This is a genomic window from Pseudomonas sp. NPDC088885 (genome assembly GCF_044750025.1).
GTDB classification, from domain to species: domain Bacteria; phylum Pseudomonadota; class Gammaproteobacteria; order Pseudomonadales; family Pseudomonadaceae; genus Aquipseudomonas; species Aquipseudomonas rustica.
This window is the reverse complement of sequence record NZ_JBIVJB010000021.1, coordinates 37,429-62,487: the sequence shown is the minus strand read 5'-3', so window position 1 is coordinate 62,487 and position 25,059 is coordinate 37,429. Positions and strand designations below refer to the sequence as shown.

Here is a 25,059-nt window from a genome sequence, read left to right as displayed (position 1 = left end):
GCCACGCCGGCCTTACTGTTTCGCAGTTGCGGGTGTATCGTATTCGCCTTTTAACGGGCCCCCGGGCCTGTCGCTGATACGTGAGGTAGTTGAGTTCATGTCCTTTACCCGTCGCCAAATACTCGGTGGCCTGGCCGGTCTGGTTGTCGTTGGCGTCGGCGCAGGGGGCGCGTCGCGTTACTGGCTAGGCAAGATGGCCGACGCTGAGGCGGGTCACGATTACGAGCTGATCGCCGCGCCACTGGACGTTGAACTGGTGCCTGGGCACAAGACCGAGGCGTGGGCGTTCGGCCCGTCAGCGCCGGGCACCGAATTACGCGTGCGTCAGGGTGAATGGCTGCGGGTGCGCTTCATCAACCATTTGCCGGTGGCGACCACGATTCACTGGCACGGCATCCGCCTGCCGCTGGAAATGGATGGCGTACCGTACGTCTCGCAACTGCCGGTGTTGCCGGGCGAGTACTTTGATTACAAATTCCGTGTTCCGGACGCCGGCAGCTATTGGTATCACCCGCACGTCAGCAGCAGCGAAGAGCTGGGTCGCGGGTTGGTCGGGCCGCTGATCATTGAAGAGCGCGAGCCGACCGGTTTCATCTACGAAAAGACCTTGAGCCTGAAGAATTGGCACATTGATGACGTAGGCAATTTCGTCGAGTTCAGTATTCCGCGCGAAGCGGCGCGGGGCGGTACGGCAGGGCGTTTGTCGACGATCAATGGTGTGCCGACCCCGGTGATTGAATTGCCGGCGGGGCAGATCACCCGGGTGCGGCTGCTCAATCTGGATAACACCCTCACGTATCGCATCAATATTCCCGGCGTCGAAGCGAAAATTTATGCGCTGGACGGCAACCCGGTCGAGCCACGGCCATTGGGCAAAGAATATTGGCTGGGCCCGGGCATGCGTATTTGTCTGGCGATCAAAGCACCGGCGGCGGGCGAAGAGTTGTCGTTGCGTAATGGCCCGGTGCGTCTTGGCACATTGCGTTCGGTGGCCAATAGCGACGCGCCGACCGACTGGCCGAAAACCTTGCCGGCCAACCCGGTGGCCGAGCCGGATCTGGCGAATGCCGAGAAACTCAACTTCAATTTCGAATGGGTCGGTTCGGTGTCGGTCGATGTCGACAACGGGCGCCCGCCGAGCCTGTGGCAGATCAATGGCAAGGCTTGGGACATCACCGACAAGACTTGCGCTGATCGGCCGATCGCCAGTTTGAAGCTGGGGCAGAGCTATATTTTCGAACTGAAAAACATGACCCAGTATCAGCACCCGATTCACCTGCACGGCATGAGCTTCAAAGTGTTGTCGTCGAACCGGCACAAGGTCATTCCGTATTTCACCGACACCTATCTGCTGGGCAAGAACGAGCGCGCGCAAGTGGCGCTGGTGGCCGATAATCCGGGGGTGTGGATGTTCCACTGCCACGTGATCGACCACATGGAAACCGGCCTGATGGCCGCCATCGAGGTGAAGTGATGCGCCAGATTCGTCCTGCGGCGATCATCGACCGCAGCCGTGATCGCGATTTCATGCGTGAAGCCTTGGCGCTCGCGGCGCAAGGTGCAGCGCTGGGCGAAGTGCCGGTGGGCGCGGTGTTGGTGCAAGATGGCGAGATTATCGGGCGTGGGTTTAATTGCCCGATCAGTGCCAGCGACCCGAGTGCCCATGCCGAAATGGTCGCGATTCGTGCGGCCGCGCAGGCGGTGGATAACTATCGGCTGCCGGGCAGCACGCTGTATGTGACGCTGGAACCGTGCAGCATGTGCGCGGGGTTGATCGTGCATTCGCGGGTGGCGCGGGTGGTGTATGGCGCGTTGGAGCCGAAGGCCGGGATTGTGCAGAGTCAGGGGCAGTTTTTTACCCAGGGCTTTTTGAATCACCGGGTGTTGTATGAAGGCGGGGTGTTGGCGGAGGAATGTGGCGCGGTGCTGACGGAGTTCTTCCGCGCCCGCAGAGCAAAAAGCCCCTCACCCTAACCCTCTCCCAGAGGGAGAGGGGACTGACCGGGTTGGATGGTCGAGCTCCGCCGACCTGAGTTATCGAGTCGAACTCAAGTTTTGAAAAGCCCAAGGATCGGCTCCCTCTCCTGGAGGGAGAGGGACTGACCGGGTTGGATGGTCGAGCTCCGCCGACTTGAGTTATCGAGTCGAACTCAAGTTTCGAAAAGCCCAAAGATCGGCTCCCTCTCCTGGAGGGAGAGGGACTGACCGGGTTGGATGGTCGAGATCCTCCGACCTGAGTTATCGATTCGATCTCAAGTTTTGAAAAGCCCAAGGATCGGCTCCCTCTCCTGGAGGGAGAGGGACTGACCGGGTTGGATGGTCGAGATCCGCCGACTTGAGTTATCGAGTCGAACTCAAGTTTCGAAAAGCCCAAGGATCGGCTCCCTCTCCTGGAGGGAGAGGGACTGACCGGGTTGGATGGTCGAGATCCGCCGACTTGAGTTATCGAGTCGAACTCAAGTTTTGAAAAGCCCAAGGATCGGCTCCCTCTCCTGGAGGGAGAGGGACTGACCGGGTTGGATGGTCGAGCTCCGCCGACCTGAGTTATCGAGTCGAACTCAAGTTTTGAAAAGCCCATGGATTGGCTCCCTCTCCTGGAGGGAGAGGGACTGACCGGGTTGGATGGTCGAGATCCTCCGACCTGAGTTATCGAGTCGAACTCAAGTTGTGAAAAGCCCATGGATTGGCTCCCTCTCCTGGAGGGAGAGGGACTGACCGGGTTGGATGGTCGAGATCCGCCGACTTGAGTTATCGAGTCGAACTCAAGTTTCGAAAAGCCCAAGGATCGGCTCCCTCTCCTTGGGGAGAGGGCTGGGGTGAGGGGTGAATTCACCGCGGTGTTTGAGAGGTCGGGTTACTTCTTGGCGACAATCACCGCACGCATCGGCGCCGGCAACCCTTCGATGGTTTTGCTGGGGTCTTGCGGATCAAGGAAGTCGCTCAGCGACTGATACTTCATCCACTCGGTACCGCGCTGCTCTTCAACAGTCGTGGTGCTCACATCCACACAACGAATGTCGGTAAACCCCGCACGACGCAACCACAATTCCAGCGCCGGCACCGACGGCAGGAACCACACGTTACGCATCTGTGCATAACGGTCTTCCGGCACCAGCACCTGATGCTTGTCGCCTTCCACCACCAACGTTTCCAGCACCAGTTCACCGCCCTTGACCAGGCAATCCTTCAGTGCCAGCAAGTGCTCGATCGGCGAGCGACGGTGATAAAACACGCCCATCGAAAACACCGTGTCGAAGCCTTCCAGATTCGCCGGCAGGTCTTCGAACGGGAACGGCAGGTGCCAGGCATTCGGCTCGGACAGATAACGTTGCACCGCTTGGAACTGGCAGAAGAACAACCAGTTCGGATCAACGCCAATCACGCTGTTGGCGCCGGCGCCGAGCATGCGCCACATGTAGTAGCCGTTGCCGCAACCGACATCGAGGATGCGTTTGCCTTTCAGATCCAGATGCGGGGCGACACGCGACCACTTCCAGTCCGAACGCCATTCGGTGTCGACGTGCACGCCGAACAGATCGAACGGCCCTTTGCGCCACGGCGACAAGCCCATCAACGCAGTACGCATCTGCGCGCGGGTTTCATCGTCGCAATCGGTGTCGAGTTTCAGGCCGTTGAGCAGATCGATTTCGCTTGGCTGGATCTTCGGCAAGGCATCCAGCGCACTTTGCCAGCGCTCCAGGTCGCCGTGGCCTTTCTCCATTTTCTTGTCGAGTTGAGCTTGCAGCGTGTTGGCCCATTCGGCCAGCGGCGTGCCGGCCAGACGGCGGGCGAGGGGGGACAGATCAATCATGGCAAGGCAATCAACGAGGCAAAGTTAAGACACTGGAACCACGGCACGACTTTCGAGAACCCGGCGGCCAACAGGCGTTCACGGTGTTCTTCGAGGCTGTCGGGCTTCATGACGTTTTCGATGGCGCTGCGCTTCTGGGCGATTTCCAGTTCGCTGTAACCGTTGGCGCGTTTGAAGGCGACGTGCAGATCGGTGAGCAGCGCGTGCTCTTCGGCATTATTGAAGCGCAGCTTCTCCGAGAGGATCAGCGCGCCGCCCGGCAGCAACGATTGGCGGATGCGCGAAAGCAACGCGGTGCGCTGATCGGGGGCGATGAATTGCAGGGTGAAGTTCAGCGCGACCACCGAGGCGGGCTGGAAGTCGAGGGCGAGAATGTCGCCTTCGATGACCTCCACCGGCAGCAACTCCTGAAACATCGAGTCCTGACCGTTGAGGTATTCGCGGCAGCGTTCGACCATCGCGGCAGAGTTATCCACCGCGATCACCCGGCAACCGTCGGTGCGCACGTGACGGCGCAGGGCTTGAGTGACCGCACCCAGCGATGAGCCGAGGTCGTAGAGCACGCTGTTCGGCTGAGCGAATTGCGCCGCGAGTACGCCAAGGTTTTCGACGATGGTCGGGTAACCCGGCACCGAGCGCTTGATCATGTCCGGGAACACCCGCACCACGTCTTCGTTGAAGGCGAAGTCGGGTACCTGGGCCAGAGGCTTGGCGAAAATGCGATCGGGTTCTTTGCTCACGGCGGTTCCGGCGGTGTAAATGGAAAGGCCGGCATTTTAGCCAAAAGGGCGCGGGGATGCTTGGGTTGTCTGATAAAGCGGTAAATCAAAAGATCGCAGCCTGCGGCAGCTCCTACAGAGATCGGCTGATCGTTCCCACGCTCTGCGTGGGAATGCCGCCCCGGACGCTCTGCGTCCCTGCGCAAGTGACGCAGAGCGTCACAGGATGCATTCCCACGCGGAGCGTGGGAATGATCAGATCCGTTTGGGCTGGGAGAACGCCGAGGCGGCGATGCCCCACTGGCCGAGCCAGTAGCTGAGGATGATGACGTATGGCGCAGCGTGAAATGGCGATACGAAACGATCGATGCCAATCACGCTGTCGGAGAATACAAACGCCAGCGCACCGCCGGCCGCGAGCAACGCCGAACGTTTCGGCACATCGGTACCGAGACGAGCGAGGGCGCGCCAAAGCATCGCGCTGATCGCTGTGCCATAGACGATCACCGGCACCAGCAACGGCCCGAGCCCGCTGGAAATCAGCATCCCCAACAGCACCGCGCCAACAGCGAGGGCAAGTACCAGCGGCACAATCGCCAGACGTTTGCAGTCACTCAGATAAGCCTTCAGATACGCGAGGTGCGCGACCAGAAACGCGCCAAGCCCGAACACGAACAAATCCCCCGGCCACGCCAGCAACACATCACCGAGCAACGAGAAAATCAGCCCCAGACTGATCCAGCGCCGATAGTCGCTGGGCGGCGCATCATGCAGCCAGCCGAGCAGCGCCAGCACCGGCAATGGTTTGACCAACAAACACAGGAGCGCCGCGTGGGTGCTCAAACCATAAAGAAACGTCACTGCGCCCATCATCGCCAGAATCAACCAACCCACGATCAGTTCACCGTAATCGCGCAATCAAAGGTTTCCACCGGCAGCACTTCCGGCGCCCACGGCTGTTGCGAGGTCAAACGCAGACGTCCGGTACCGGGCGCAAACGCCTGGAAGCGCCAGGTTGAAATTCCGGCGGCACCGACCACGCCGGCATCTTCCGGATTGCTGTAAACCTCAGGGCTGAGTGCACGCAGCACGCCGCCAGCGGAATCCTGAATGGCCCAGCGGTAGCCGGTGGTTGGATTACTTGGCAGGGTGATGATCAGGTTTTGCCCGTTAGTGAGTTTCACCGGGCATTCGCTTTGTTTTTCCACGGTCACGTTCTGTTTCGGTTGGCTGGCGCATGCGGCCAGCAACGAGAGGGCGAGGGGGACAAACAGGCGAGTGGGGGACATAAGGTCAGCGGCTCCGGGCGTTCACGACGAACGGCGAGCATAACTGAAGATGAGACAAAGTGTGTCATCGGGCTGTAATCCCTTCTCGCTTACAACGGCTCAAACGTCAGTAACGTTTAAGCCGTCACGGGTCAGGTTTGGAGTCAATCCAGAGCCAAGTGAATATCAAAGTTCGCCTTGATGAAGAATGGAGTGCCTGTGGGGGTTTTGGCAGTTATGAATAAATCTTTCGAGGCATAGTGCCGCCCATCAGTGACCTCAAGATCAAGCTTGGCTTCTACTATTTCCAGATTCGTTAATCTGTAAGTGTCACCCATCTTGCGGATTTCTCCGTATTCCAGACGTATTATCTGTCCGCCCGCGCTCGGAAAGGTATAAATGCCGGACGTGATTCCCTGCTTTAGTTCTATTGTGAATGTTCGACCATCTCGAACAATGTAGGCATCTGGTTTTTGAGAACCACTGGAGCTGTGAAAGTTAATATTATTCGTTAGGGGGGGGTAGCATGTAATAAAATTCTGAGGAACGATACGGTGCTCGAGTAAAAGATGTCTCTATAGGATTTATAGAGGCTGGAAAAGTCGCTTGAAAATCCCCGGTGATATTCTGCAGATTTTCATTTTGTGTGTTTAACGTCGGCGTATAGGCGCTGGTTGTGCGGTATTGGTCTTTCGAGGAATTGCTAAGGTTTAATATGACTTCGAAGCTTGAATCGATTTTAATTGTCTCTCCGTTAATCAATACTTCGAATTCGAGTGTGCCTGAATAACTTCTTCCCTGATTTGTTATTTTCAGATCAAGGATTGCCTTGGTTGCTTTATGAGATTGGAAATAGAAGCCCGTGCCAACTTTACCATATTCTCCATACTCCACATTGATCACAGCATCATTCTCGGGGAATGAATAAGTTCCGGATGCAATGCCGGATCTCATTATGATCCTTATAATTCTGTGGTCGGTTGTTATAATTGAGTGAACAGAGCTGGTGCCTGAGCGACTTTCAAAGTCGAGAACTTCAGGATTGCTGGCCAGGAGACTATGGATAGTTTGAGATGAATAAGGGTGTCGCACTGTTTCCGAACCGGATTCGCTGGAAAAGGTAGCTTCAAATTTACCAGAGAAGCTATGCAATGTGTTGGCACTAACGGCGTTTGGATTGTTCACTGAAGTACTCCTGGGTAATTGCCAGAGGAGTACACAGTGTCAGAGTAGGGATTAATTAATGTAACTGTCATAACTGACAGGTTTTTAGAATGATATGAGCTGGTTTTACTTCCAAATGGAGTAAAAATGCATAACCCTTGCGAACAACTGTTCGCAAGGGTTATGGACTCAGTTAAAACAGTATTTTTGCCACGTCCGCGAATTTTTTCGCAAAATGCACGGTAATCCCTTCTTTCAGATAATCCGGCAATTCCTCAAAATTGCCCCGGTTCGGCTCGGGCAAAATCAGCTCGAAAATCTTCTGCCGACGCGCCGCAATCACCTTCTCGCGCACCCCGCCAATCGGCAGTACATGCCCGGTCAACGTCAGTTCGCCGGTCATCGCCACGCCTTTCTTCGGCGGTTGATTACGCGCAAGCGAGAGCAGGGCGCTGGCCATGGTCACGCCGGCGCTTGGGCCGTCTTTCGGGGTCGCGCCTTCGGGTACGTGCAGGTGGACGAAAGCTTCGTCGAAAAACTTCGCGTCGCCGCCAAACTGTTTCAAGTGCGAGCTGACGTAGCTGTAGGCGATCTCCGCCGACTCCTTCATCACATCACCGAGTTGCCCGGTGAGTTTGAAGCCACGGTTGAGCGTATGAATGCGCGTCGCTTCGATCGGCAACGTCGCGCCACCCATGCTGGTCCACGCCAGACCGGTAATCACGCCGGTGCCGGACAGCACTTGTTCGTTGCGGAACACTGGATGACCCAGCGACGCTTCCAAATCTTTCGGCCCGAGTTTGATCACCGCTTTCGGGTCGTCGATCAGCTTCATCACCGCTTTGCGCACCAGTTTGCCCATTTGCTTTTCCAGCTGGCGCACGCCGGCTTCACGGGCGTAACCGTCGATCAGGGACTTGAGCGCGCTGTCGCTGATGCTCAGGCTGCCCTTGGACACACCGGCCTTTTCCAGCAATTTCGGCCACAGGTGACGCTTGGCGATGGCGACTTTTTCTTCGGTGATATAGCCCGACAGGCGAATCACTTCCATCCGGTCCAGCAGTGGGCCGGGGATCGAATCGAGGGTGTTGGCGGTGCAGACGAAGAGGACTTTCGACAAGTCCATGCGCAGGTCGAGGTAGTGGTCGAGGAATTCGACGTTCTGTTCCGGGTCGAGGGTTTCCAGCAGCGCCGAGGCCGGGTCGCCCTGGTAGCTCTGGCCCATCTTGTCGATCTCGTCGAGCATGATCACCGGGTTCATCACTTCGACGTCCTTCAGCGCCTGTACGAGTTTGCCCGGCTGTGCGCCGATGTAGGTGCGGCGATGGCCCTTGATCTCGGCTTCGTCGCGCATGCCGCCGAGGCTGAAGCGATAGAACGGCCGCCCGAGGGATTCGGCGATGGATTTGCCGACGCTGGTTTTACCCACGCCCGGCGGGCCGACCAGCAGCACGATGGAACCACTGATCTCGCCTTTATAAGCACCGACGGCGAGGAATTCGAGGATGCGATCCTTGATGTCATCAAGGCCAGCGTGGTGTTTGTCGAGAATTTTGCGCGCGTGCTTGAGGTCGAGTTTGTCCTCGCCATACACGCCCCACGGCACCGAGGTCGCCCAGTCGAGGTAGTTGCGGGTGACCGCGTACTCCGGCGAGCCGGTTTCGAGGATCGACAGTTTGTTCATTTCCTCTTCGAGACGCTTCTGCACCTGCGCAGGCAGGACTTTGCCTTCGAGACGTTGTTCGAACTGTTCGAGGTCGGCGCTGCGGTCGTCCTTGGTCAGGCCGAGTTCCTGCTGGATGACCTTGAGTTGTTCCTTGAGGAAGAACTCGCGCTGATGCTCGCCGATCTTGCGGTTAACTTCCGCCGAGATCTCTTTTTGCAGGCGCGCGACTTCGACTTCCTTGCGCAGCATCGGCAGGACTTTTTCCATGCGCTTGAGCATCGGCACGCAGTCGAGCACTTCTTGCAGCTCGGGGCCAGTGGCGGAGGTCAGCGCGGCGGCGAAGTCGGTCAGCGGCGACGGGTCGTTGGGGCTGAAGCGGTTGAGGTAGTTTTTCAGCTCTTCGCTGTACAGCGGGTTGAGCGGCAGCAGTTCCTTGATCGCGTTGATCAGCGCCATGCCGTAGGCCTTGACCTCGTCGGTCGGCTCGGTCGGCTGGTGCGGGTATTCGACTTCGACCAGATACGGTGGGCGGTGGTGTTTGAGCCAGGTTTTGATGCGTACGCGGCTCAGGCCTTGGGCGACGAATTGCAGTTTGCCGTTTTCGCGGCTGGCGTGATGGACTTTGACCAGCGTGCCGTATTCGGGGAGGGCGCCGGTGTTGAAGTGGCGCGGGTCTTCCTGGGGCGTGTCCATGAAGAACAGGGCCAGGGAGTGGTGGTCGGATTTGCTGACGAGGTCGAGGGTTTCGGCCCAGGGTTCTTCGTTGACGATGACCGGCAGGACTTGGGCCGGGAAGAACGGGCGGTTGTGGATCGGGATGATGTAGACCTTGTCCGGCAGGTTTTGGCCTGGCAGGGCGAGGCCTTTGCCGGAGGAGGTGTGTTCGATGTGGTCGTCTTCGGTGTAGTCGTCGGGGTGATCGGGGAATTCTTGCTGGTCGCTCATGGGGCACCTGCGCAATGGGGTATGGGTCTTAGATGGGGCAGGCTTTCGGTGGTTTCAATGGTGGGCGATGTTTCTGCTTGTGTGTTCAGGGTTTTGACAGGGGGCACGCTTTGGGCTTGGCGGCCTTTGGGCCGGCCATGTTCTTGGGGGTTTGGGTGTATATCCGTTGCTGCGGTAACGGCTGCTTAGGGTTTCGCCCTGACGGCGACTCACTTTTTTGACAAACGCCTCAAAAAAGTAAGCAAAAAAACGCTTGCTCCTACGTGCGGCCCGCTCGCTGGGGCTCGGGGTTCCTTCGCTGCGGGATTGATCCGGGGGCAGCGCCTACGGTTTGCTTCGCTGCACCTCCTCTCGCTGTGTTTGGCTGCGCCAAACGGTCGCTGCGCTCCCACCCCCGGATCAATCCCTCCACTCAGCCTTCCGACGTCGCTCGTGGATCAAGATCAAAAGCTTCACCCGAGCTTGCGCTCATCGTGTTGAGTGGTGAAGAGCGGGCTCGATGCGAAAATTTATCGGGTGAACTCAATTCCTGTGAGCTGGCTTGCCAGCGATGGCGGCCTGACAGCCGACCTGGTTCTGGCGGATGACCTCGATTCAAATGTAGGAGCTGCCGAAGGCTGCGATCTTTTGATTTTAAAAATCCAGATCAACAGATCGCAGCCTTCGGCAGCTCCTACAGGTCGGTGTCAGTTTTGGGTGGGGATTTCGTGGTTATCCAGTGCGCGGTTCACCGCGAGTTCGGCGAGCATGATGATTTGCTGGATCGCCAGAATCGTGCGTCGCTGCGGCAGTTCGATGTAGGCGGCGATGTCGCTGGTCATGAGGCTGGCTTGGGCCAGTGATTCACAGGCGTGGACCAGCAGGCTTTCGCTGTCTTGATCGGGGGCGACCTGGAACATGGTGCTGGGTTTGTGGAAGCGCAGGGTTAGGGCGTTGGGTTTGAGGTAGTGGTCGAGGGCGCGTTCGGCGGCTTCGTGGAATCTTTTTGACCCGGGGAATTCGTAAGGGGTGGTGTCGTCCGCTGCGGGCGGATTGGGTGTTGGTTTGATCATGGTGAAGCTCCGAATGATGAGTGGGGCTGTCACTCTCAATCGCCGCGACGCGACAAAGGGTGGCAGCTGTACGCAGGTTCGCGGACCGAGCCATTCGGCAATCTCGGCATACCCGAAGGTATCCCGCGCACAGCCACCATCAAACCAAACAACAAGCACCTGAGCGCTCCCGTTTGGGTCGGCGATTATGCATCAAATCGAATGAACTGCTCGGGCCGCGACGCCCGTTCGCTGAATTTGCAGCGACCCTCAGAGCCTATCCACCCCACTTCCGAGGCACAACCGACGCGACTTGTGGGAAAAACTCCGCACAATCACCAGCATTTGTAGGAGGAGCACATTTCCCACAAGCCAACATATTTCACCCTGTAGGAGCTGCCGAAGGCTGCGATCTTTTGATCTGGCTTTTAAAAATCAAAGTCAACAGATCGCAGCCTTCGGCAGCTCCTACAGGTCGGTGTCAGTTTTGGGTGGGGATTTCGTGGTTATCCAGTGCGCGGTTCACCGCGAGTTCGGCGAGCATGATGATTTGCTGGATCGCCAGAATCGTCCTTCGCTGCGGCAGTTCGATGTAGGCGGCGATGTCGCTGGTCATGAGGCTGGCCTGGGCAAGGGATTCGCAGGCGTGGACCAGCAGGCTTTCGTTGTCTTGATCGGGGGCGACCTGGAACATGGTGCTGGGTTTGTGGAAGCGCAGGGTGAGTGCGTTGGGTTTCAGGTAGTGGTCGAGGGCGCGTTCGGCGGCGTCGTGGAATCTTTTTGAGCCGGGGAATTCGTAAGGGGTGGTGTCGTCCGCTGCGGGCGGATTGGGTGTTGGTTTGATCATGGTGAATACTCAGTTGGTGAAAGTGGAGCTGCCTTCGATTGCCGCGACGCAATCTGAGGTGGCAGCTGTACGCGGGTTCGCGGACCGATAACTGAGAAATCGGCATACCTCCAAGGACGGTATCCCGCGCACAGCCGCCATGACACAAGCTACAGGCACCGAGGTGCCGTGAGGTTGGCGATTATGCATCAGTTATCGGGCCGCGACGCCCGTTCGCTGAATTTGCAGCGACCCTCAGAGCCTATCCACCCCACTTCCGAGGCACAACCGACGCGACTTGTGGGAAAAACTCCGTTCAATCACCAGCATTTGTAGGACGAGCAAATTTCCCACAGCCAACCCATTCCACCCTGTAGGAGCTGCCGAAGGCTGCGATCTTTTGATCTGGCTTTTAAAAATCAAAGTCAACAGATCGCAGCCTTCGGCAGCTCCTACATGGATATGTGGTGCACAAAAAAGGCGATGTCCCTTGCGGGGCATCGCCTTTGTTTTACCGCCGTTAAAGCTTATTCCGGCAGTTTGTAGGCAATGATGTAGTCGCCCATTTTGGTGCCCAGCGAACCGTGACCACCAACAACGAGCAGCACGTATTGCTTGCCGTCTTTGCCGGTGTAGGTCATCGGGGTCGCTTGACCACCCGCCGGCAGACGCGATTTCCACAGCTCTTTACCGCTGTTGACGTCGTACGCGCGCAGGTATTGGTCGAGGGTGCCGCTGAGGAAGCCGACGCCGCCAGCCGTGACCATCGAGCCGCCCATGCTAGGCACGCCCAGGGTGAAGCCGATCGGGATTGGCGAGCTGTCGCGGCTGGTGCCGTTTTTGCGTTTCCACACGACTTTGCCGGTGGTCAGGTCGATACCGGCAACGTAGCCCCAGGCCGGGGCCTGGCACGGTACGCCGAGTGGCGACATGAACGGGTGCATGATCACGGCGTATGGCGCGCCAGTGTTCGGTTGCACGCCAGCGGTTTCGCTTTCGCGTTTGCTGCCGGCGGCGACTTGCTCGCGTGGCACCATTTTCGAAACGAAGGCCATGTAGTTCGGGCTGGTGAACAACATTTGGCGAACCGGATCGACCGAAACGCCGCCCCAGTTGAACACACCCACGTTACCCGGGTAGATCAGGCTGCCCTGTTCCGACGGCGGGGTGTACTGGCCTTCATAACGCAGTTCTTTGAACTGGATGCGGCACAGCATCTGGTCGAACGGGCTCGCGCCCCACATGGCTTTTTCGGTCAGTTCCGGGGCCAGCAGGTTGAGGTCCGAACGGGCCTGGGTCGGTGCGGTGTGGTCGCCTTTTACGGCGCCCTGCGGTACCGGGATTTCCTTGATCGGAATGATCGGCGTGCCGTCACGACGGTCGAGGACGTACAGGCTGCCCTGTTTGGTCGGGGCGATCAGCGCCGGTTTCACGCCGTCGGCGGTTTTCATGTCGAGCAGGGTTGGCTGGCTGCCAACGTCCATGTCCCACAGGTCGTGGTGGGTGAACTGGTAGTTCCAGCGCACTTTACCGGTGGCCAGGTCCAGAGCAACGATACCGGCGCTGAATTTCTCGGCGCCCGGGGTGCGGTCAGCGCCCCACTGGTCTGGAGTCTGGTTGCCCAGTGGCAGGTAAACCATGCCGAGTTTTTCGTCGACGCTGGCCAGCGACCACATGTTCGCCGAGTTGCGGCTGTAGGTTTCACCCGGTGCCAAAGGCTCGGTGGCGTCTGGCTTGTCGCTGTCCCAGTTCCATACGAGGTGACCGTCGTGCACGTCGAAGGCGCGGATCACACCCGATGGCTCGTTGGTCGATTCGTTGTCGGTGACGTGACCGCCCATGATCACCAGATCACGAGTAATCGCGGCCGGCGAGGTGGAGTAGTAGCCACCAGCGGTGAACGGGCCGATGCCTTGGGTCAGGTCAACCACACCGTTGGTGCCGAAGCCTTCGCAGATTTTGCCGGTGTCGGCGTTCAGTGCGATCAGACGGGCATCAGCGGTTGGCAGGTACAGACGACGCGGGCAAGCCTGAGCAACGGCTTTGCCGGCTTCGGAAATCACAGCGGAGGCTGCGTTTTCAGTTTTGGCGTACGCGGCTTCGTCGTAGTACGACACGCCACGGCAGGTCATGTGGGCGAAGCCTTTGAAGCCGACCGGGCTCTTGATCTGCGGGTCGAAGCGCCACAGTTCTTTACCGGTGTCCGGATCCAGTGCCAACACTTTGCTGTGCGCGGTGCAGGCGTAGACCATGCCGTTGGCTTTCAGCGGGGTGTTTTCGTTGGTCAGCTCGACCGGGTCATCCGCGGTCGGCAGGTCGCCGGTCTGGATGCGCCAGGCTTCTTGCAGCTTGCCGACGTTGGCCGGGGTGATCTGCTTCAGCGGCGAATAACGGTCACCGAATTCGGTGCGGCCATAGGCCTGCCAGTCGCCATCCGGCATCGCTGGTGCGGTGCTGCTGGTGTCGGCGGTGTCGCGGCCCAGTTCGCCGAAGGTTTCGCCCGGGTGGGTGAACAGGCTGATCAGCGCGGTGAGGCCGGCCAGAACCACGGCCACGGTCAGGCCGCGAGTGCCCATCGGCGCCGGGCCGTCAAGCAGTAGCGGACGACGGAACCACGGCAGCAACATCACGAAGCCGAGGACAAACCACAGGGCCAGACGTGGCACCAGTTGCCACCAGTCCAGACCGACTTCCCACAGCGCCCAAACGGTGCTGGCGAACAGAACGATGGCGTACAGGCCCAGCGCCGCGCGACGGCGCATCAGCAACAGGATGCCGCTCAGCGCAATGCCGATACCGGCCAGCAGGTAATACAACGAGCCGCCGAGCATGCTCAGCTTGACCCCTCCGGCCAACATGGCCAGGCCCATCAGTAGAAGCAGAATGCCGAGCAGGCTCGGTAGCAAACGGCCCCGACTCGAAGCACTTTCGGTGCTCATAGTGTGATTCTCCGTGACGTTTATGTAGTCCCGCGCTGTAGTCACTGTAGATGACGATTGAGCGTGGGCATGGTTCAGATAAAAACTTGTCTAGCTAACGAATTTCATGTGGGAGCGAGCCTGCTCGCGAAAGCGGTGTGTCAGTCGACTTCTTTGGTGAAGTTGAAATTGCTTTCGCGAGCAGGCTCGCTCCCACATTGGATCTCAGTGTTTCTTTAGAACGAGGACTGGATTTTGATCCCGCCGATCAGGGCGTCGTCGACGTTGTTCACGCCACCGGGGTGGCGGATGTATTGCAGGTTCGGGCGTACGGTCAGCCAGTTGGTCACGTGCACGCCGTAATACAGCTCAGCGCTGTATTCGGTGTCTTGCGGTGGCAGGAAGGACGGATCGTCGTAGTCGTATACGGCGTTGGCCTGATTCGTCGCTTCGGCGTTTTTGCGGTACGCCGGGTTGACGTGCACGCGGGCGAGGGCGAAACCGATGTCGTCCTTGGCGCGCGCGTCGAACGGGCCTTTGTAGGTGATGCCGGCCTGCACGTAGTTGTCGATCGCGTTGGTTTTCTTGTCGTGCATGGTGCCGTTGGCGAATACGCTCAAACCGCGACTGTTGTCGCTGGCAACGCTGGTGACTTGCTGCTGAATACCCAGCCACACCCCGTGTTTGCTCGACGCACTGCGATAGGCTTCGCCACTGAGGGCCGCCGGTTGGCCGTTCTGATCTTTATAAGCGTCAGTGGCTTTGGCGTTGCTGTAGTAGTAACCGGCGCGGTATTCGCCCGGCAGGCCGTTGAGCTTCGGCGTCCACACCAGTTCGATCGGCAGGATCGCGCCCTGGGTGCCGCTGCCGCTGAGTTTGAAGCCGTTGCCGCGATCAAGGTTCGACGGGTTCTGCTCGTAGGCACCGACCTGCGCGTACAACTCTGGGGTCAGGTGATATTTGACGCGCAGCGCCCACTGGCTGACCGGCCAGTTGTACCAGATGCCGCCGACCCAGTTGCCGACCTGCGAGCCGCAGAACGCGAGGTTCTGGAAGTCGCACGGGAAGCTGTTGAAGTCTTCGCCTTCGCCGAAACGACCGACTTTGATGTCGAGTTTCTGATCGAAGAATTTCTGCTGATACCACATCTGCGTCAGGCGCGTGGTCTGGCCACGGCCCCAGACTTCCTGGGCCGAAGTGAAGCCGCCGACGCGCGGATCGTTGATGCGATCGTTGCTGATGTTGTTGCCGCTGCGCTTGGTGATGGTCAGTTGAAACTCGGCATCGTCCCAGCCTAGGATCTTTTGCAGATCGAGGTGCGTGCCGAGACCGAACTGATCGCTGTAACGCGCGGTGCGGTCATGGTCGTAGCCGCCGTGCAGGTTGCTGCCCATTTCGCCGGTGTAATCGAGTTTGAAGTCGTAGCCTTTTTCCGAGAGTTCGGTGCGCGTGCCGTTCCAGTCACCGAGCATGTACGGTGATTCGCTGTCGAACGCGGGCGCCGCTTGGACGCAAGTGGCGAGGCCAAGGGCGGTGCAGCCACCGATGGCGCGCAGGGCTGAGATAGCGCTGTCTCGGGAGAAGGAAAAATCGGGCATGAATAAGTCTTTTTTTGGTGTTTTCGGGGTGCAAACTGAGCGCTTCAATATGTCGCAGGCAGTGAAGCGATTCAGCTGAAGGGCGGCAGGATAATGATCTGTAACAAATTGAGAAAGGCCTTTTGTGAACATGCATCCTTTCAGATTTGGTAACAGTGCGAAAAGATCGCAGCCTTCGGCAGCTCCTACATTGAAATGCGTGCACCAGTAGGAGCTGCCGAAGGCTGCGATCTTTTGCCCTTGACCTACATTTGAAGGAAGCCCTTCCACCGAACCACCCCCTCGGCTAAGGTGCGCGGCTTCCGCATTTTTCACTTCGCCCAAAGGCCTGGCATGAACGACCAAACCCCCGATCCGCTGCACGGCGTCACCCTCGAACAGATCCTCAACGCTTTGCTGACTCATTACGAATGGTCGGGGCTGGCCGAGCGCATTGATATTCGCTGCTTCAAAAGCGATCCGAGCATCAAGTCGAGTCTGACGTTCCTGCGCAAAACCCCGTGGGCGCGGGAGAAGGTCGAGCGTCTGTACGTGAAGTTGATGCGCACCAAGCGACCACTCTGAGATGGACGCCGTCTGGCGCCATCGCCTGATAACCTGCGCGGCCATATTGGGCTGGGCGGGGTTGGCTATTCAGCTGTACCTGATTTTCTTCGCACGCTTAAGCGTCAGCGCCAGTCTGTTGGGCGGGCTGGTGAGCTTTTTCAGTTACTTCACGATATGGACGAATACGCTGGTGGCGACGGTGCTGACGTGTGCAGTGACCGAGCGTGAGTCCGCCGCACGCCGTTGGTTTCTACAGCCGTGGGTGAGCAGTGGGATTGCCGTGAGCATTGTCGTGGTCGGCCTGGCCTACAGCATTTTGCTGCGGCATTTGTGGCACCCGGAAGGTTGGCAGTTTGTTGCCGATGAATTGCTGCACGACGTGATGCCGCTGCTGTTTTTGGGGTACTGGTGGGTGTGCGTACCGAAGGGCACGTTGCGCCTGTGGCATCTGCCGTTGTGGCTGATTTATCCGCTGGTGTACTTCATCTACGCCTTGCTGCGCGGGCATTTGCTCGGCGCGTATGCGTATCCGTTCATTGATGTCGCGGTGTTGGGTTATCCACAGGTGTTCGTCAATGCCGGGGGGATATTGCTGGGGTTTGTAATGATTGGGTTGCTGGTCATCGGCCTGGATCGCTGGCGCGCATCCCGATCTTTAGACCAGTGAGGAACCTGTGGTAAATGAGAAACCTGTGGCGAGGGGATTTATCCCCGTTGGGCTGCGAAGCGGCCCCAAAACATTCAATGAGTTGTGTCAGGTAATCCGCAGTGCCCGGTTTCTGGGCTGCTTCGCAGCCCAGCGGGGATAAATCCCCTCGCCACAGGTCATCACTAACCACAGGTCATCACTAACCACAGGTGATCATCAACCACAGGTGATCAGCAGAAACAGGTAGTTCCCAGCCACAGGGGATTTGTGTCACTCCTCTTCAGAAGTGCCCTCAGCGCGCCAGTAGCCGACGGCTTTGATCAGTTGCTCATCCAGCCCGTGCTCATCGATCAGGACACGGCGAATCTGCCGTGACACCTTGGTCTCCGTCGCCACCCACGCGTACAGATTGCCCTTCGGCACCTGCAACTGCTTCACCGTGGTCAGCAGGTTATCCTGGCCGCCCTCACGCAACACCCAGATCACATTGATCTGCGCCGCGCTCTCCAGCACTTGCTGTTCTGCACCGTTTTCCACTTCGATCACCACCAGCGCTTTACGATTCGCCGCCAGCCCTTCGAGGCGGCGAGCGATGGCGGGCAGGGCGGTTTCGTCGCCGATCAGCAGGTAGCTGTCGAAAATATCCGGCACGATCATCGAGCCACGCGGCCCACCGATGTGCAGGAATTGTCCCGGTGCGGCTTGCTCAGCCCAGGTCGACGCAGGGCCGTCACCGTGCAGCACGAAATCAATGTCCAGTTCCAGCGCATCCAGGTCATAACGACGCGGTGTGTAATCGCGCATTTCAGGCTTCGGCCCATCGTCCTTGCCGGCGCCGAGCACCATGGTTTCCAGCGCGGCGGCCTGCTCGGCGTTCTGCGGGAACAGCAGTTTGACGTGATCGTCCGTGCCCAGGCTGATAAACCCGGCCAGCTCAGGCCCGCCGAGGGTGATGCGGCGCATGCGCGGCGTCAGGTCAACCACGCGCAACACTTCAAGCTTGCGGCGTTTGATTTCGTGCATCACGCGGTGAATGGTTTGGGTATCGACTGCAGTCATTCGGCTTTCTCCGAGGCAGGTTGAACGGCGGGGCCGTCGACGATGGCTTTGGCGGTGTCGTTGAGCAGGTCACGCACGCGCAGGATTTCTTCCGGGCTCCAGCGCCCGTGGTGCATTTGCAGGGCGTGGCGCAAGTTGTGTACGGCTTCATGGATTTCGGCAGGGCGGTCATGGCCGCGCAGCGAGCGTTTGCTCACATCAATGCGCATGCGTACACCATCGAGCGCCACGGCTTGTTCGCCTAAAGACAAACGACCGGCCTCGGTGACGCTGTAGCGTTTTTTGCCGCCCTCGGCGTCACCGGCAATCAGGTCGCTTTCTTCGAGGAAGGTCAGGGTCGGGTAGATCACGCCGGGGCTCGGGCTGTACGCGCCGTCGAACATGCCTTCGATCTGGCGGATCAGGTCGTAGCCGTGGCACGGCTGTTCGGCGATCAGTGCCAGCAACAGTAATTTCAAGTCGCCGGGGGCGAACACCCGTGGGCCGCGACCGCCGCGTTCGCGACCGGGGCGTTTTTCGAAGCCGTCACGGCCGTCGCCATGTTCGCGGTGGGGGGAATGATGGTCTCTCATTTCAGTCTTCTCTCGTCGTGTTTAGATACAACTTAAGATATATCTTATGGCGTGATCAAGCTGAAATGACCAACGGTCGCTTGGGTCTGCACGAGCGCCGGGACGGCGCAAGGGGCGAATTGAAAAGATTTTTCCGCCGTGTCGGTAACAATAAATGCCTATGCAACTTTGATTAAGTTTGATTAATTACTCTAAAGCAACGGTGTCGTCCTTGTTTTAACGCGTGTGTAGTTTTGTTCTTACAGAAGTGGCGTGATGGATAACTCTTATATTTTTGCTTGATGTAGTACCGGTCTTACAGTTGCTCAGGTGTTTTTCTTGAAAGTTGATGTTTTTCTTTCAAGTCAAATAGCACTTTGGCTACGCACTCGTCAGAAACGACCTGCTTATTTCATGGTGGGAATAGGGGAATATTCCTCGGCGTTGAACGTCCACTTTCTTACATGTCTGAAATCAGCTGGCTTCATTCTTCAGACGCTGTAACAAGGCTCAGGACTTCAGCCATCTCCCACAACGAAATGACAGGAAGTTAATCATGCTCAAGCAACTTGCAATCGCTACTCCACTGGTCATGCTGACGCTGGGTGCTTCGGTGGCCTTTGCGGCTGAAGAATCGCGTACCGCGATCAATATCGTCGCGGACATTCCGAGCAAGATATTCCATGCTCAACCGGTCGATCCCAACTTCGGTAAAAACGAAGAAATGCGCTACATCATTGGCGCCGGCACATTGTCCCCGGTACGCGGCACTTATGACATTCAACACACCCAGGGCGCGGTCGGTGCTTATGTCGAAGGTGGCCCGCAGCCGCTGTTCAACGGCGCCAACACCATCGCTCTGGCCTACACCTTCAATGGCAAAACCCTGACCGGTGCATCGCAGGAAGTTGTTGGTGATACCGAATCCAACGGCGGTATGCGTGCCGACCTGGTCATCACCGCCGCCAAACCTGCCGACGGTCAATCCGGCCAATACACCGCCACCCCGGTGGTGATGTTCGACGCCATCCCGCGCGTTACGCCATAAGGCGCTTTCGACCACTGCCTGTTTGGCAATGGGTACGCCCGGCCGGCCGCTAGTCAATAGCGTCCGGTCGGGGTTTGGCCGATCAAACAAAAAGAGTAACTAAGTTCATGTTTCCGATGACACCCATCGCGGCAGCGCTTGCACTTTTTTTATGTGCCAATGCCTTGGCTGCGCCTACGGATGACCGTCATACGCCGCGTAACTTGTTGGCGCAGGCCAAAGGGCTGCCAAGTGAATTCGAAGAGCACTTCTTTGATGTGCCGTTGGCGGTGCGTGTGGAGTTGGATCAACAGTTTCTCGGCGAGGCGATGATTGTCTTATCGCGCGATGATCGCATCACCCTGCTTGAATTCACCGACAGTATCGACAGCAACTTCAACGCCACCGAGCGCGATGTCTGGGCCGAATATCTCGGTCGTGGCGTTGTTTTGGGATCTTGTCAGGGAAGTTGCCCGGCGCAGATGCTCGCGGTGCACTACAACCTGGAAAATTCACTGGTGTCGATCGTCACCGAAAATGCCGAGCGCGACAGCCAGGCCCCGCGCTATTACGTGCAACCGAAAGCCGGCAGCACCGGGTTGATCGTGCGCAATCAGCTCAATCTCAATGGCGGCCAGGATCAAGACCTCGGTGGCCGTTACGGTCTGGTCACCACCAGCAGCCTCGGTAACTGGACGCAAAGTTTCAACGTACAAATGGCGCGTCTGGGCGGTTCGGACGAGCAGATGTATCACGCCGTGCAAGAGCTCTATAGCCAGAAAGAACTGCAGGGCAGTTTTGTTCGCCTGGGCTATTTCATGCCCGACTCCGAAGGCCTGACTCGCCAGCCGCGTTCGTTCGGCGCCAGCCCGGACACCGCAGTGGGCGCCATGTACGGCAGCTCCGACAGCCTCGCCATCGACAATCCGAAACCCAGCGTTTATCCGCTTTACGTCACGGCCAATCGCCAGGCGTCGGTAGAGATTTATCGCAACGGCATGCTGATCAATACGCAACCGGTCGACGCCGGCCTGCAAACCCTCGACACGCGACCGCTGCCCGGCGGCATCTATGAAGTCGAAGTGCGCCTGATCGAAGACGGTCAGATCACCTCCACCACCTCAGAGCTGATCTACAAACCGAACAACTGGCGCAATCCCGACGAGCGCTGGCGCTACAACGTGTTCGCCGGGCGCGAGAGCAAGTTGTGGAGCAACTGGGACGATCAGGCCTCCGGCGGCATGACCGCTGGCGCGGCGTTCAACTACCTGCTGCACCCTCGGGTCATCGTCGGGTTCTCCGGACGCCAGATCAGCGAAAAACTGCAGTACGGCACCTCGATCGACTGGACGCTGGCCAATAACAGCAGCGTGTTCGGCAACCTCTATCAAACCGAAGACCACGGCACTGGCCTCGATGTGCAAGGCATGTACAGCTACGGCTCGGGGAGCATTTTTCTGACGCATAACCGTAGTTGGCTCGACACCACCAACACTTATGAAACCCTGCCCGACGGCACGCGGGTGCGTCAGCGCAATGTGTTTATCGGCCAGACCAGCAATTCAGCACTGTCGGTCAATCATCGGGTCAGCAACAAAAGCTCGATCAACGCGCGGGTTTCGCACAGTGACGGCAACGTCGAAGGCGTCGGGGTTGATCTGGGCTGGACCCAGCGCGGCGAATTATTCGGCAGCGATGCCAACTGGCGCTTTTCCGTGTTCGACCGTCCCGGCAGTTTCAGCAGCGGCGATGCGCGCAATCGCGGCGTTGATCTGAGTGTCAGCCTCGCACTCGGCGGCCCGGGCGAACAGATCTCCGGCAGCCTTGGCTCGCGCACTTCGCGTGACGGCGGACGCGACAACAATGCCTCCGTGACCTATCGCAAGGATTTGCAGGATCACGTTCTGCAAAGCGTATCCGCCACCGCCATCACCGACACCTACGGGCTCGGACTTTCCGGCACCGGCAGCTTCCAGACCGATGCGGTCAACGGCGACGGTTTCGTCCAGCGCTCTTCGTACAACAACAAATTTACCGGCGGTTTGAACCTCGACAGCACCGTCGCCCTCAGCGGCCAACACTTGGCCATGACCAGTCAGCATGATCGCGGTGGCGCCGGGATGATCGTCGATGTCGAGTCCGATCTGGACGACATCGCCCTGCGCGCGGATGACCTCAGCGGCGGCAGCGCCAACCTGCGACCGGGGCGCAATTTCATCCCGATCACCGCGTACAAAAACGGCACGGTGAGCTTCGACTTCGAGGGCAGCGACGTACCGGCCGCCGCCATTCAACCAGCGCGCATGAATTACCACTTGAACAAGGGCGGCGTCGATTATCGAAAGATCCGTGTGATGAAAACCCTCACCGTTCTCGGTCGCTTGATCGACCCCAAAGGCCAGCCGCTCAAGGGCCACCACATCATCAACCACGCCAGCCGTGGCGTGAGCGAAGTCGACGGGTTCTTCTCGATGGAAATGAACGCTGGCGCGCCGACGCTCGAAGTGCGTCAGGGCGATCAATTGCTTTGCCGCTTCCGTTTGGACACGGACGCGGCGCGCGTGGAAAACAACGTGCTGATGATTGGTGATCTGCGTTGTACGCCGGATACGTTGGCGGACGTCGCCAGCGCTGTTGAAGCCGCAGGTTAATCAGGGAATTTTGAACGTGCAGACTCAGGGAACAGCCAAGCGACTAATCCTTAGCGTGATGTGGGCAGGCGTGTTGCTCAGCGCTTCGTCCGACGTTGCAGCCATCACTAAAAACATAACGGCAGAATTCAAAGTCGACCCGGCGAAGCCGAATCAAAACATCTTCGTCAATACCACGCCGCAGGAAGGGTATTGCGTCAGGTATCCGACGAACTGTGCGGCGTACAACACATTCAGTCTGCAACTGCCGATCAGGTTTTCTTCGGTGGTGGCGATTGAAGCTAACGAAACTGATCAACGTAAAGGGGCCATGTTCAAGGTGCCGGCGACGTGGCGTCCGGTTGAAGTCATCAATAAAAAGAACAACCAGCGAGAAACCGTGGAAGTCCGTATTTCCGGTATTGGCGTGCTGTGGAAGACGGACGAGCGCGTCGACGTCCTTGCGGGGTTTGATAACGGCGATTGGGCGCAGGCTCACCGGATCTTCTGGGAGGGCGGTCCCTGGGTGTATCCGCCCAATGGCTGTGGCTACAGCGGCTCAGCCGATTGGGGGACCAACCACTATGCCTCCTTCTGGACGACACCTAACGAAATGGTGTGTGCCAAGCAAGCCAAGTACCGCATTCCTGCCTTCAGGTACGAATACGTCGACTTCGCCTACGAACTTCGCACGCCCAATCCGCTGGGCATGTCGGACGGCGACTATGAAGGAGAAATAACCTACAGCATCGGCCCGAACATGGATTTCGACATGGGCGATGTCATGGTCACCAGCGAATCCGAAGTCACGCTGACGCTGACGCTGAACGTGCAGCACACCCTGAAAGTGACCCTGCCTCCGGGCGGCAACAACATCGAATTACTCCCTCAGGGTGGCTGGCAGCAATGGCTCAGCCAGGGTCGTAAGCCGACACGATTGTTCCGTGACCAGACCTTCAATATCTCCACCTCATCACGCTTTCGGATGTGGCTGCAATGTCAGGACTCCGCCGGTGGCGATACCTGCCACATCCGCGACCCCGTCTCCAGTCACTCGGTGCCGGTGAACGTCAGTGTGAGCTTGCCGTATGGGTTGGTTGATGAGTCGGGAAGCCCGGTCAATCGTCGGCCGCTGCGTCTGAAGGACAACGCATCGGACATCTTCCAGCCCGGTTTTTATCTGGATCGCCGAGCCGGCACGCTGCACTTCGAAATCAGCCCCGCTCACGTTGCCGACATGCTTGAGGACGGACGCGAGCGGCGCTATTCCGGCACGGTGGCGGTGGTCTGGGATTCCGAGGTTTAACCGGTTTATTCGCTGCTACAGCCGGTTTCGGCTGAGTTCAAAACACAGAGGCAGATCAAAATGAAGCGTTGGTTGGTGATGGTTTTTTTCCTGAGTGCACAGGTGGCTGTGGCTGCTCCGCAAATCAATGTCGGTGTGGTGTATGACTATCTGGACGGCGATAAAAGTACCTATCTGAAACGCGTGTTCAACGGTGGCGACAGCACGGCTTTTATCAGGATCAACATTCTCGAAATGATCTTTGATGAACAGGGCGCCGCCCGAGAAGTACCGCTGCAAACCCAGGCCGGCGGCAGCGCTCGTGACGGCTTGATGGCCAGCCCAGCGCGCCTGATCGTCCCGGCCAACGGCACCCAGGGCACGCGTCTGCTGTACATGGGCGAGCGTGAAAAGGAACGATATTTCCGTGTGCGTTTTGTCCCGGTCGTTCCGGAGCAAGCCGATGAGTTCGCCCTCACTGACGAAGAACAGGCGGATTACAAAAAGGATCTGGCGGCAGGTGTGACGGTGTTGGCAGGTTACGGCACGGTGTTCTTTGTCCGCCCGAAAAACACCCGGTTCGACAGCGTCATCGACGACGGCAGCGGCCAGTATCAAATCCGCAATAACGGCAACAGCGTCGTGGTCATCGACGAGTTCAAGGACTGTGTCGTGGGCAATGAGCAAGACTGCCAACCGACCACCAAACACCACATTCTCGCCGGCCGTACTTTCCGTTTCGACAAGCAGGCGGGGCGTCACTATCGCTTCACCCTGATTGAAGGCACGGCGAAAAAGAAAGTCGAGGTGAAGGGTTAGAGGCAACGCCATTCGGATGGCAGAGGATCAATCATGAACAGACGAAAAGTAGTGCTGGTGGCGCTGACAGGGTTGTTGCTGGCATGCACCTGCGCCCATGCGGCGCGCGAGGAATATGAATTCGAAGTGTCGGTGAGCATTCCCACTTCCAGGTTTCATGTGTTGCCGGCCGACCCCGGCTGGCTCAGCCGCGAGCAACGTTTGCAGTGGAGTTTGTTGAACTCGACGCTGGGTGGATTGCGCAAGGATTTTGACGTGAAAAATGAGGGCGGCGCGATTGAGGCGCGGCTGGATGGCGAGGCTGTTTTGTCCAATGGCGACGACCGCCACGATATCAATTTGCAGGTGCTGTTCAACGGCAAAGAGCTGAAAGTTGGCCAGGCGATCGAGGTGGTTTCTTCGGCAGATGGTCGGCAGGGTAAACGCGTGTTGCTGGAAATTACCCCGCAGTTGCCCAGTGATGGGGTTTACAAACCGGGCAAGTATTTCGGCAACGTCAACATGATGTTCAACGCTGTTTTACCGGGGGCGTGATGAACGATTCATT

22 protein-coding genes are annotated in these 25,059 nt (G+C 58.2%); 9 read left to right on the top strand and 13 right to left on the bottom strand.

Translation table 11 applies throughout. The annotated features are described in order from the left end of the window. Positions 1 to 97 precede the first annotated feature (97 nt). Both ACIP1X_RS12070 and tadA read left to right on the top strand, forming a co-directional pair. Entirely contained in the window at positions 98 to 1,474 is a 1,377-nt protein-coding gene (locus ACIP1X_RS12070; protein ID WP_400752276.1) for a multicopper oxidase family protein, read from the top strand. Then, positions 1,474 to 1,974 carry a tRNA adenosine(34) deaminase TadA gene (gene tadA, locus ACIP1X_RS12065; RefSeq protein WP_053123497.1) on the top strand — a complete coding sequence of 167 codons (501 nt, stop codon included), beginning with the start codon at positions 1,474 to 1,476 and terminating at the stop codon, positions 1,972 to 1,974. Before ACIP1X_RS12070 ends, tadA begins: the two co-directional genes overlap by 1 nt. 880 nt (positions 1,975 to 2,854) lie before the next feature. Here tadA and cmoB read toward each other — a convergent pair. From cmoB to ACIP1X_RS12010, 11 genes are all read right to left on the bottom strand, one after another. Next, complete coding sequence (cmoB, locus tag ACIP1X_RS12060) at positions 2,855 to 3,811, bottom strand: tRNA 5-methoxyuridine(34)/uridine 5-oxyacetic acid(34) synthase CmoB (protein WP_400752273.1); 957 nt, start codon at positions 3,809 to 3,811, stop codon at positions 2,855 to 2,857. Then, positions 3,808 to 4,551 carry a carboxy-S-adenosyl-L-methionine synthase CmoA gene (gene cmoA, locus ACIP1X_RS12055; protein WP_400752271.1) on the bottom strand — a complete coding sequence of 248 codons (744 nt, stop codon included), beginning with the start codon at positions 4,549 to 4,551 and terminating at the stop codon, positions 3,808 to 3,810. The genes cmoB and cmoA overlap by 4 nt, the downstream gene beginning before the upstream one ends. A 234-nt stretch (positions 4,552 to 4,785) precedes the next feature. Further along, on the bottom strand, positions 4,786 to 5,424 hold the full coding sequence (locus tag ACIP1X_RS12050) for a lysoplasmalogenase (protein ID WP_400752287.1): 639 nt from the start codon (positions 5,422 to 5,424) through the stop codon (positions 4,786 to 4,788). Positions 5,425 to 5,426: 2 nt separating this feature from the next. Next, positions 5,427 to 5,819 carry a protease inhibitor I42 family protein gene (locus tag ACIP1X_RS12045; RefSeq protein WP_212545607.1) on the bottom strand — a complete coding sequence of 131 codons (393 nt, stop codon included), beginning with the start codon at positions 5,817 to 5,819 and terminating at the stop codon, positions 5,427 to 5,429. A 143-nt stretch (positions 5,820 to 5,962) separates the two neighbouring features. Then, complete coding sequence (locus ACIP1X_RS12040; protein ID WP_400752268.1) at positions 5,963 to 6,136, bottom strand: hypothetical protein; 174 nt, start codon at positions 6,134 to 6,136, stop codon at positions 5,963 to 5,965. Between the two features lie 166 nt (positions 6,137 to 6,302). Beyond that, the gene (locus ACIP1X_RS12035) at positions 6,303 to 6,983 is read right to left on the bottom strand and encodes a hypothetical protein (RefSeq protein WP_400752267.1); all 681 of its coding nucleotides are present in this window, start codon (positions 6,981 to 6,983) and stop codon (positions 6,303 to 6,305) included. Between the two features lie 172 nt (positions 6,984 to 7,155). Further along, positions 7,156 to 9,573, bottom strand: a complete 2,418-nt coding sequence (lon, locus tag ACIP1X_RS12030; RefSeq protein WP_400752265.1) for an endopeptidase La — start codon at positions 9,571 to 9,573, stop codon at positions 7,156 to 7,158. 686 nt (positions 9,574 to 10,259) lie between these two features. Then, the gene (locus ACIP1X_RS12025; RefSeq protein ID WP_400752262.1) at positions 10,260 to 10,625 is read right to left on the bottom strand and encodes a DUF6124 family protein; all 366 of its coding nucleotides are present in this window, start codon (positions 10,623 to 10,625) and stop codon (positions 10,260 to 10,262) included. 460 nt (positions 10,626 to 11,085) lie between these two features. Continuing rightward, positions 11,086 to 11,451 (bottom strand): DUF6124 family protein, encoded by a 366-nt coding sequence (locus ACIP1X_RS12020; protein ID WP_158833875.1) that lies wholly within the window; start codon positions 11,449 to 11,451, stop codon positions 11,086 to 11,088. 506 nt (positions 11,452 to 11,957) lie between these two features. After that, positions 11,958 to 14,369 carry a glucose/quinate/shikimate family membrane-bound PQQ-dependent dehydrogenase gene (locus ACIP1X_RS12015; RefSeq protein WP_400752260.1) on the bottom strand — a complete coding sequence of 804 codons (2,412 nt, stop codon included), beginning with the start codon at positions 14,367 to 14,369 and terminating at the stop codon, positions 11,958 to 11,960. Positions 14,370 to 14,584: 215 nt separating this feature from the next. Further along, positions 14,585 to 15,946, bottom strand: a complete 1,362-nt coding sequence (locus tag ACIP1X_RS12010) for a carbohydrate porin (RefSeq protein ID WP_400752257.1) — start codon at positions 15,944 to 15,946, stop codon at positions 14,585 to 14,587. Between the two features lie 333 nt (positions 15,947 to 16,279). On the opposite strand from ACIP1X_RS12010, the gene ACIP1X_RS12005 reads away from it, so the two are divergent. Together ACIP1X_RS12005 and ACIP1X_RS12000 are read left to right on the top strand one after the other, a co-directional pair. Then, positions 16,280 to 16,510, top strand: a complete 231-nt coding sequence (locus ACIP1X_RS12005) for a VF530 family DNA-binding protein (RefSeq protein ID WP_400752254.1) — start codon at positions 16,280 to 16,282, stop codon at positions 16,508 to 16,510. A 1-nt stretch (position 16,511) separates the two neighbouring features. Then, positions 16,512 to 17,159 (top strand): Pr6Pr family membrane protein, encoded by a 648-nt coding sequence (locus tag ACIP1X_RS12000; protein WP_400752252.1) that lies wholly within the window; start codon positions 16,512 to 16,514, stop codon positions 17,157 to 17,159. Positions 17,160 to 17,411: 252 nt separating this feature from the next. Here ACIP1X_RS12000 and ACIP1X_RS11995 read toward each other — a convergent pair whose 3' ends face one another. Together ACIP1X_RS11995 and ACIP1X_RS11990 are read right to left on the bottom strand one after the other, a co-directional pair. Beyond that, entirely contained in the window at positions 17,412 to 18,200 is a 789-nt protein-coding gene (locus ACIP1X_RS11995) for a siderophore-interacting protein (protein WP_400752250.1), read from the bottom strand. Continuing rightward, positions 18,197 to 18,772, bottom strand: coding sequence for a PadR family transcriptional regulator (locus tag ACIP1X_RS11990; RefSeq protein ID WP_122589924.1), 576 nt, complete (start codon positions 18,770 to 18,772; stop codon positions 18,197 to 18,199). The genes ACIP1X_RS11995 and ACIP1X_RS11990 overlap by 4 nt, the downstream gene beginning before the upstream one ends. Before the next feature lie 535 nt (positions 18,773 to 19,307). Here ACIP1X_RS11990 and ACIP1X_RS11985 point away from each other — a divergent pair. From ACIP1X_RS11985 to ACIP1X_RS11965, 5 genes are all read left to right on the top strand, one after another. Beyond that, on the top strand, positions 19,308 to 19,799 hold the full coding sequence (locus ACIP1X_RS11985; RefSeq protein WP_400752248.1) for a CS1 type fimbrial major subunit: 492 nt from the start codon (positions 19,308 to 19,310) through the stop codon (positions 19,797 to 19,799). A 107-nt stretch (positions 19,800 to 19,906) separates the two neighbouring features. Then, the gene (locus ACIP1X_RS11980; protein ID WP_400752246.1) at positions 19,907 to 22,429 is read left to right on the top strand and encodes a CS1-pili formation C-terminal domain-containing protein; all 2,523 of its coding nucleotides are present in this window, start codon (positions 19,907 to 19,909) and stop codon (positions 22,427 to 22,429) included. 16 nt (positions 22,430 to 22,445) lie between these two features. Beyond that, positions 22,446 to 23,714 carry a hypothetical protein gene (locus ACIP1X_RS11975; protein ID WP_400752243.1) on the top strand — a complete coding sequence of 423 codons (1,269 nt, stop codon included), beginning with the start codon at positions 22,446 to 22,448 and terminating at the stop codon, positions 23,712 to 23,714. 60 nt (positions 23,715 to 23,774) lie between these two features. Beyond that, positions 23,775 to 24,512, top strand: coding sequence for a molecular chaperone (locus tag ACIP1X_RS11970; protein ID WP_400752241.1), 738 nt, complete (start codon positions 23,775 to 23,777; stop codon positions 24,510 to 24,512). Positions 24,513 to 24,545: 33 nt separating this feature from the next. Continuing rightward, positions 24,546 to 25,046: a CS1 type fimbrial major subunit gene (locus tag ACIP1X_RS11965; protein ID WP_400752238.1), complete on the top strand. Its 501-nt coding sequence runs from the start codon at positions 24,546 to 24,548 to the stop codon at positions 25,044 to 25,046. The last annotated feature ends 13 nt before the right edge of the window (positions 25,047 to 25,059 follow it).

Coding starts and splice junctions, on each gene's coding strand:
- ACIP1X_RS12015 (WP_400752260.1), bottom strand. CDS start 14,369: ATGAGCACCGAAAGTGCTTCGAGTCGGGGCCGTTTGCTACCGAGCCTG.
- cmoB (WP_400752273.1), bottom strand. CDS start 3,811: ATGATTGATCTGTCCCCCCTCGCCCGCCGTCTGGCCGGCACGCCGCTG.
- ACIP1X_RS11990 (WP_122589924.1), bottom strand. CDS start 18,772: ATGAGAGACCATCATTCCCCCCACCGCGAACATGGCGACGGCCGTGAC.
- ACIP1X_RS11980 (WP_400752246.1), top strand. CDS start 19,907: ATGTTTCCGATGACACCCATCGCGGCAGCGCTTGCACTTTTTTTATGT.
- lon (WP_400752265.1), bottom strand. CDS start 9,573: ATGAGCGACCAGCAAGAATTCCCCGATCACCCCGACGACTACACCGAA.
- ACIP1X_RS11965 (WP_400752238.1), top strand. CDS start 24,546: ATGAACAGACGAAAAGTAGTGCTGGTGGCGCTGACAGGGTTGTTGCTG.
- ACIP1X_RS12040 (WP_400752268.1), bottom strand. CDS start 6,136: ATGGGTGACACTTACAGATTAACGAATCTGGAAATAGTAGAAGCCAAG.
- ACIP1X_RS11995 (WP_400752250.1), bottom strand. CDS start 18,200: ATGACTGCAGTCGATACCCAAACCATTCACCGCGTGATGCACGAAATC.
- ACIP1X_RS12070 (WP_400752276.1), top strand. CDS start 98: ATGTCCTTTACCCGTCGCCAAATACTCGGTGGCCTGGCCGGTCTGGTT.
- ACIP1X_RS11985 (WP_400752248.1), top strand. CDS start 19,308: ATGCTCAAGCAACTTGCAATCGCTACTCCACTGGTCATGCTGACGCTG.
- ACIP1X_RS12010 (WP_400752257.1), bottom strand. CDS start 15,946: ATGCCCGATTTTTCCTTCTCCCGAGACAGCGCTATCTCAGCCCTGCGC.
- ACIP1X_RS12020 (WP_158833875.1), bottom strand. CDS start 11,451: ATGATCAAACCAACACCCAATCCGCCCGCAGCGGACGACACCACCCCT.
- tadA (WP_053123497.1), top strand. CDS start 1,474: ATGCGCCAGATTCGTCCTGCGGCGATCATCGACCGCAGCCGTGATCGC.
- ACIP1X_RS12025 (WP_400752262.1), bottom strand. CDS start 10,625: ATGATCAAACCAACACCCAATCCGCCCGCAGCGGACGACACCACCCCT.
- ACIP1X_RS12005 (WP_400752254.1), top strand. CDS start 16,280: ATGAACGACCAAACCCCCGATCCGCTGCACGGCGTCACCCTCGAACAG.
- ACIP1X_RS12045 (WP_212545607.1), bottom strand. CDS start 5,819: ATGTCCCCCACTCGCCTGTTTGTCCCCCTCGCCCTCTCGTTGCTGGCC.
- ACIP1X_RS11970 (WP_400752241.1), top strand. CDS start 23,775: ATGAAGCGTTGGTTGGTGATGGTTTTTTTCCTGAGTGCACAGGTGGCT.
- ACIP1X_RS12000 (WP_400752252.1), top strand. CDS start 16,512: ATGGACGCCGTCTGGCGCCATCGCCTGATAACCTGCGCGGCCATATTG.